At 69.0% G+C, this 7,324-nt stretch carries 7 protein-coding genes; 4 read left to right on the top strand and 3 right to left on the bottom strand.

What is annotated here, in order from left to right; genetic code table 11:
* The 3 genes from CH341_RS35390 to CH341_RS25865 form a co-directional block, all read left to right on the top strand.
* The coding region (locus CH341_RS35390) for an EAL domain-containing protein (protein ID WP_210208616.1) at positions 1 to 1,471 on the top strand (1,471 nt) is incomplete at its 5' end.
* Between the two features lie 132 nt (positions 1,472 to 1,603).
* On the top strand, positions 1,604 to 2,473 hold the full coding sequence (locus tag CH341_RS25870; RefSeq protein WP_170149812.1) for a TIGR01459 family HAD-type hydrolase: 870 nt from the start codon (positions 1,604 to 1,606) through the stop codon (positions 2,471 to 2,473).
* A gap of 144 nt (positions 2,474 to 2,617) precedes the next feature.
* Positions 2,618 to 3,529: an NAD-dependent epimerase/dehydratase family protein gene (locus CH341_RS25865; protein ID WP_170149811.1), complete on the top strand. Its 912-nt coding sequence runs from the start codon at positions 2,618 to 2,620 to the stop codon at positions 3,527 to 3,529.
* Between the two features lie 315 nt (positions 3,530 to 3,844).
* Here CH341_RS25865 and CH341_RS25860 read toward each other — a convergent pair whose 3' ends face one another.
* The 3 genes from CH341_RS25860 to CH341_RS25850 form a co-directional block, all read right to left on the bottom strand.
* Positions 3,845 to 4,060: a hypothetical protein gene (locus tag CH341_RS25860; RefSeq protein WP_245431252.1), complete on the bottom strand. Its 216-nt coding sequence runs from the start codon at positions 4,058 to 4,060 to the stop codon at positions 3,845 to 3,847.
* Between the two features lie 680 nt (positions 4,061 to 4,740).
* Positions 4,741 to 5,448 (bottom strand): protein phosphatase CheZ, encoded by a 708-nt coding sequence (locus CH341_RS25855; protein WP_111421846.1) that lies wholly within the window; start codon positions 5,446 to 5,448, stop codon positions 4,741 to 4,743.
* 77 nt (positions 5,449 to 5,525) lie between these two features.
* Complete coding sequence (locus tag CH341_RS25850; RefSeq protein ID WP_111421845.1) at positions 5,526 to 5,909, bottom strand: response regulator; 384 nt, start codon at positions 5,907 to 5,909, stop codon at positions 5,526 to 5,528.
* Positions 5,910 to 6,282: 373 nt separating this feature from the next.
* Here CH341_RS25850 and CH341_RS25845 point away from each other — a divergent pair, with 373 nt between their 5' ends.
* Positions 6,283 to 7,293 carry a bifunctional riboflavin kinase/FAD synthetase gene (locus CH341_RS25845; RefSeq protein ID WP_111421844.1) on the top strand — a complete coding sequence of 337 codons (1,011 nt, stop codon included), beginning with the start codon at positions 6,283 to 6,285 and terminating at the stop codon, positions 7,291 to 7,293.
* Positions 7,294 to 7,324 lie beyond the last annotated feature (31 nt).

Here is a 7,324-nt window from a genome sequence, read left to right as displayed (position 1 = left end):
CGCCGAGACGGTCGCGACCCACGACACGCTGCTGCGCTCCGGCGCGCCGGGCAGTCCCTACGTCGTTCCCGCCGCCGCCGGCGGCGAGGCGGCGGCCAGGGGCGGCCAGGCGGGTGGCGAGGCGGCGGCGAGGGGCGGCGAGGGGGGTGGCCAAGGGGGCGGCCAGGAGCCGGCGACGGGGCCGTCGACCGGGCGCGGCTTCTTCGCGGGCCGCTCGCGGGAGGCGTCGCTCGGCATCGTGCGCGATGCGCTCGACGCCGGCCGGGTCGAGCTCCTGCTGCAGCCCATCGTCATGCTGCCGCAGCGAAAAGTCCGGTATTACGAGGCGGTTGCGCGGCTCCGCACGGCCGACGGCGGGGTCGTGATGCCGGCCGACTTCCTGCCCGTCGCGGAGGCCGGCGGGCTGATCGCCCGGCTCGACAACGCGATGCTGTTCCGCGCCGTCCAGGTGGTGCGCCGCCTGCTCGGCAAGAACCGCGACATCGGCCTGTTCTGCAACGTCTCCGCCGCGACCCTGGTGGACCCGGAATTCTTCCCGCAATTCAACGAGTTCGCCGACGCCAACAAGGCCCTGGCGCCGTCCTTCGTGTTCGAGTTCCGGCAGGACGCCTACCGCTCCTTCGGGCCGATGGAGAACGAGAGCCTGGCGGCGCTGACCGAGCGCGGCTTCCGCTTCTCGCTCGACCATGTCGGCGACATGCGGCTGGAGCCGCGCGACCTCGCCGACCGCGGCTTCCGCTTCGTCAAGGTCCCGGCCTCGCTGCTCCTGTCCCGCCACGCGGCCCCCGCGACCGACATCCATCCGGCTGATTTGTCGGGACTTTTGGGCCGCTACGGGATCGAGTTGATCGCCGAGCGGATCGAGACCGAGTCGACCGTCGTGGACCTCCTGGACTACGACCTGAAGTACGGGCAGGGCTTCCTGTTCTCGCCGCCCCGGCCGGTCCGGCCGGAGGTCCTGCAGGGCGGCGCCGAGCGGCCCGCCGACCTCGCCGGCGCGTTCGACGGCAAGCCGTCGGCCCCCGCCCCGGGCGCCGCCGCGAGTGCCGCGCCGCCGGCCCAGAATCTCGCGGCCGTGCTGGGACTTAGGCCGGCCGTCCCGGTCGCCGCCCGGGCCCCCGAGCCGACCCCGCTGGCGGCGCCCGCTCCTGTGGCAGTTCCTGCGGCGGCTGCGGCGCCTCCTCCGTCCGCCGCCGCCGTCCCGGTCTCGCTGCCGACTCCGATGCCCGAGTCGCCGCCGCTCATCGCCGCCGCGCCGACGCCGGCTCCCTTGCCGACTCCCTCGCCACCCCCTTCGCCGCTCCTTGCCACTCCCTCGCCGGCGCCCTCGCCACCCCTGGCCGCCGCCTTGCCACCCGGCGCCGCTGCGGCGCCGGTGATCCCGGCCGAGCGGCGGCCGATCGGCGCCGTGCGCGGCCATCCCGGCACCGTGCTGGCGCAGATCGCCCGCGGCATGCTGGCGCGCAAATAGGCGGGTCCCGGCACTGCTCTCGGTTTAAGCGGCAGACCGCGGGCCGAAGATCCAGGTGACCGGGCCGGGCGGGGTGACGGAGCGGCGGCGATCGGCTAGGACCTCGGGCTCCTCCCCACCGTCCGGATCCCGATGAGCATCCCGTTCCCGCTGCTGACCGACCATTTCGCCCCGCTGGCGAGCCGCTACGACGTCGCCTTCTGCGACGTGTGGGGCGTCATCCACAACGGCGTCGCGCCGTTCCCCGAGACCGTCGACGCCCTGCAGCGGTTCCGGGCCGGCGGCGGCCGCGTCGTGCTGCTCACCAACGCGCCGCGCGACGGCGACGTGGTCGTCCAGTTCCTCGACGGCCTGAAGGTGCCGCGCGACGCCTACGACGCCGTCGTCACCTCCGGCGACGTGGCCCGCGCCGAGATCGAGGCGCGCCGTGCCGACGCCGCGCTGCATATCGGCCCCGAGCGCGACACCTCGATGTTCGACGACCTCGACCTGCGCTTCACCGACGTCGAGCACGCCGACTACGTGATCTGCTCCGGCCTCTACGACGACGAGACCGAGACGCCGGACGACTATCGCGACCTGCTCGCCGCGATGCGGCGGCGCGAGCTGTTCATGGTGTGCGCCAATCCGGACCGGGTGGTCGAGCGCGGCAACGTGCTGGTCTACTGTGCCGGCGCGATCGCCGACGCCTACGAGGCGGTCGGCGGCGGCGTGATGTTCACGGGCAAGCCGTACCGGCCGATCTACGAGCGCGCGCTCGCCTGCGCGCAGCGGCTGCGCGGCGCCGACGTGCCGCTCGATCGTGTGGTGGCGATCGGCGACTCGGTGCGCACCGATCTGAGGGGCGCGTCCGGCTTCGGCATCGACTGCCTGTTCGTCACCGCCGGCATCCACGCCGAGGAGCTCGGCGGCCGCGACAGCATCGACCACGGCGCGCTCGCCGCCATCTTCACCGACGCCGGCATCCTCCCCGCCGCGGTGACGCGCCGCCTGGCGTGGTGACGTGATCAGGTCGAACGTGCGGTAGGGCGGATCAGGCGCGAAGCGCCGGCATCCGCCTGGCTGCCGATGGCGGATCACGCTGCGCTGATCCGCCCTACGGGCTCCCTTTCTTATTGAAGGCGTGCGCCCCGTGCCATTCAAGGAGTGAATCTCATAAGAACAGTCCTGACCGGCGGCAAAGGGTACACTGGGCTCCACGTCTTGCGCGCGCTACTCGATGCGCGGCATCACGTAACCGCTGTGTTGCGTTCCCCAGAGAAACTCGGTCCCATCGCGCGGCATCCGCAACTGACCGTCGTCGAGATGGACTTGGAAGATGACGCGCGCATTGCCGCGGTGTTGCCGGGACACGATGTCTGCGTCCATACCGCGATCATTTGGGGCGATCCCGGCGACGAGTTTGAAATGCGCGACACCGCCGTTGCAGCGAAGCTGTTCGAAGCCGCCGGCAATGCCGGTCTCACGCGGTGCCTGTATTTATCGTCGGTAGCCGTGCATCGTCCGTTTGCCGGAGAGATGAGCGAGGATAATGGCTTTAGCGCCACCGATCTCTACGGTGCGACCAAAGCGGCGGGCGAACTGGTTCTCCGCGCCGCATGCGCGAAGCACAAGATGACGGGCGTCGTCGTGCGTCCGGGCCCCGTCGTCGGTCTGCCGGCGTTTGCTGGAGGTTCCTTTCGCAGCGACAACCGTGTCGCGGCGATGGTGGCCGCTGCTGCTGAAGGCCGTGCCATCGAGGTGGTGCGCGATGACGGACGCCAATTCTCGGACGTTTCGACGGTCACAAAAGCCGTCCGCCTTCTCACCACGGCGGCGGATCCGCATCCGGCCTATATCTGTGTCGATCGCAATATCATCACGTGGGAACGGATTGCGCGGCTGGTGTTGGAATGTCTGAATTCGCGCAGCGAGGTGCGTGTTCTCCCGCGAAACACGCCAGAACCGACGCCCCGCTTTCGAACCGAGCGGATTGAACGCCTCATCGGTGGGCCGCTGGATGCGACGGAAGCTCTATTGGCCCATATTCGCTATCTCGCGCGGATATCGGGGACTTGAGCAAGCGTAGCAAGCGTAGCCTGGATAGAGCGAAGCGATATCCGGGACTTTCTCGTCCGAACTTCGGTGCCGAATCCCGGGTGTCTCTGCGCTCCACCGGGGCTACGAGAAGATGCAGAGCCCGCAGGGCGGATCAGGCGCGAAGCGCCGTCGTCCGCCGGTTCGCCGATGGCGGATCACGCTGCGCTGATCCGCCCTACGGCAATGGGCTACTGGCTTTCAGTCGTCACGCTCCGCGAGGGCGGAGCACCCGGTACGCCGGGCGGCTGCGGGACGGCGATGGGCTTCGCCTTTCGGCTCCACCCGTCCTACGGCTCAGGTGATCCCCAGCGCCGAGCGCGCCCGGCCCGTAATCTCGGGCGTGTCCTCGGTCTGATAGCCGGCCTCGAGCAGCTTCGTCGTGTACATCTTGTTGTAGACGAACGCCCAGACGAGATTCACGACGAAGGCGAGCAGTCCGAACGACATCGCGCCGAGAACGATCGTCCCGAGCAGGACACCGAGGCCGATGCCGACGTCGCCCCGGGTCATCGCCGGGATCCCGCTGAAAAAGAAGCTCGTCCAGCTGAACCCGACATATCCGGTCTTGGTCAAGCCAGATTGGAAATGCCGCAACCGAACCGCAATCGCCATGAGACGGATTCCCTACGGATAATACCAACGGCCCGCGACCTCGACCCGTCATCCTGAGGCGCTAGGGCCCGCGGCGCGTTGCGCCGTCGGGCGCGAGCCTCGAAGGATGCGGCCACGACGCCGCGGCCGTCGCCCTTCGAGGCCCGGTCCTTGCGTCGTGCGAAACGCGGCCCCGGGGGGCCGGGCACCTCAGGGTGACGGAGAGAGTGAGCCCCCGATGCCGCTGGTATACGGAGCTGCTTCCATTCGAAGTCGGCTGTGTTGTGCAGCTATTGCAGCCTGAGGCCGTGATTCCCCGGTGGCTGCGCCGGGAGCCATCCGGCTCCGGTGAAACCGGCTCGGTCGACGGGCCCATGCAGGCGTGGGCCGCCCGGTTGGCCACGTGCGAGAACGCATTCTTTTGCCGGCGACGTTTTCAGGCGGTGCGGGGCGCGGTGGCCTCATGGTTCGAGACGCGCCCTGCTGGCTGCAGCCCACGCCCGCGCCGCGCGACCGGCGTCCCCCAAAAAACGCCAACGGCCGGGCGGGGGCCCGGCCGGTGCGGAGTGGGCGGATCCGGCCGTGCGGCCGGGGCCTCGTCACTTGAACAGGTCGTCGATGCTCGACTGGTTGCTGCACGCCACCGGCTTGGCCGGGGCGGGGCTCGCGAACATGTCGTCGACCGTGTGCTGGTCGATGGCCTGGCCGTCGAGCTGCGGACCGTTGAGCAGCAGGCGCTCGGCCCGCTCGGCCCGGGCCTTCTCCTGCTCGGTCGCGAACACCTGGGTGCCGGCGCCGGTCGGGCCGACCGCGCTGGCGAAGCGGCTGACGCGGCTCTCGATGTTCTGCAGCGTCTCGACCACCTTGGCGATGCGTTGCCCGGTGATGTCCTGGAACGAGCAGGCCTCGAAGATCACCATCATCTTGGCCTGCACCAGCTGCTCGTAGGCCTTCACGTCGCTGGTGTCGGCGGCCATCAGGGCCTCGGCGCATTCCATGATCGTGTTGGTCGCGCCCTCGGTCGACTTGACGATGGCGCCGAGCTCCTGCCCCGCGGCCGGGATGCGGCTGCCCTTGATCTCGTCGACCTGCAGAGCGCCGATCTCGCCGCGCATCCGCTCGATGTAGCCGGCGATCTCCTTCATCTCGCGATAGACCGCGGTGTCCATCGTCTCGAAGAAGACCTGCAGGGACTGCGCCGTGATCTCGGCGAGCGACAGCACGTCGGTCAGCGACACCTCACCACGACGCTTTTCGTGCAGGCACTCGATGAGGCTCTCGAGCTGCTGCGTCTTGACCCTCGCCATGGCGAGTTTCTCCAACATCTACCGTTTGCGGGCTGGGCCGGCGTCGTCGAAAAAGGGATCGGCGACGGACCGCGATCCTAGTCGGAGAAGACCGCCTGGATCTTGCTCTGCAGGGTCTGGGCGTTGAAGGGCTTGACGATGTAGTTGTTCACGCCCGCCTTCTTGGCCGCGATCACGTTCTCGGTCTTCGACTCGGCCGTCACCATGATGAACGGCGTCTTCGACAGGCCGGGATCCGCGCGGACCTCCTTGAGGAGCTCGTAGCCGGTCATCGGCTCCATGTTCCAGTCCGAGATGACGAGGCCGTAGCGCTTCTCGCGCATCTTGCCGAGCGCCGCCGAGCCGTCGGCCGCGTCGTCGATATCTTCGAACCCGATCTGCTTGAGCAGATTGCGAATGATCCGGATCATCGTGTTGTAGTCGTCCACGACGAGCACGGGCATCGAAAGGTCGACAGCCATGTCCTCACTCCGTTACGCATAAAACCGGGAGTACGCAGCGTCCTGTCGCTAGTTCTGTGGAATGTGGACAGGTCCCACCGCCCGAGATACACCCAGGTTTCTCCCCACTGGGTCCAACGCTAGCAGCGCCATTTGAATATCCGGTTAATCGAGGCTCTCGGGGATTGCGCCCACGCCGCCGGCTCGGAATTGGCGGAACGCAAAACGCCCAAGTTTCATCGTGGTTTAGGGACGGTCGCCGAGAATCGTTAACCGCAGTTTCGGAACATGACAGCGCCCGTCGAGAGCCGTCTGCCGACCCCCTCCGCCGTGCCGCGCCGCTGCTTTCGGCGTGCCGCTTCCCTCGTCCGCAACCCGTGATCGTGCTGCATCCATGACCGACATTTCCTTTCCGGCGACCTCCTTCCGTCTGGTCCGCGATCGCCTCGACGCGCCGGCGCCCGACGCGCTCGCCGGCGCCGTGGTGGCGCTCGGCAATTTCGACGGCGTCCACCGCGGCCACCGCGCCGTGATCCAGGCCGCCCAGGCCCGCGCCCATGCGCTCGGCAAGCCGGCCGCCGCGATGACGTTCGAGCCGCATCCGCGTGCCTTCTTCAGCCCGGAGACGCCGGAGTTCCGCCTCTCCAGCGTCGACGAGAAGGTGCGGCTGCTCGCCGCCACCGGCCTCGACGGGGCGATCGTGATGGGCTTCGACAAGGCGCTCGCCTCGCTGCCGCCGGGCGAGTTCGTCCAGAAGGTGCTGGTCGAGCGCTACAAGGTCGCCGGCGTCGCGGTCGGCTTCGACTTCCAGTTCGGCAAGGGCCGGGCCGGCACCACCGAGACGCTGACCAACGAGGGACGCCGGCTCGGCTTCACGGTCGACATCGCGCCGCCGCTGCTCGACGCCGGCGAGCGGGTGTCGTCCGGCGCGGTGCGCTCCGCCCTGGCGCGCGGCGAGGCCGAGCACGCCTGGCGGCTGCTCGGCTATCCCTGGTTCCAGTCGGGCGAGGTGGTCCACGGCGACCGGCGCGGCCGCGATCTCGGCTACCCGACCGCCAATCTCCGGCTCGACCCCAACTGCAAGCTCAAGCACGGCGTCTATGCGGTTCGGGTCGGGGTCGAGGGCAAGCGCTTCGACGGGGTCGCCAATTTCGGCCGCCGGCCGATGTTCGACTCGGGCGTCACGCTGCTCGAGGCCTTCCTGTTCGACTTCAAGGGTGACCTCTACGGCAAGACCATCGACATCGCCTTCTACGCCTTCCTGCGGCCGGAGCTGAAGTTCCGCGCCGTCGAGGACCTGATCGACCGGATGAACGAGGATTCGAAGGCCGCCCGCCAAATCCTCGCCGGCGCCGGCAACGCCTTCCCCCAGCTCGCCGACGTGGCCCTGCTGAAGAGGGGGTAGGGGGCGTTTCGGCTCACCCTCCCCTGGAGTG

Origin of the sequence: Rhodoplanes roseus (genome assembly GCF_003258865.1) — a bacterium.
Taxonomy (GTDB): Bacteria; Pseudomonadota; Alphaproteobacteria; order Rhizobiales; family Xanthobacteraceae; genus Rhodoplanes; species Rhodoplanes roseus.
This window is presented reverse-complemented; position numbering and strand designations above follow the sequence as displayed.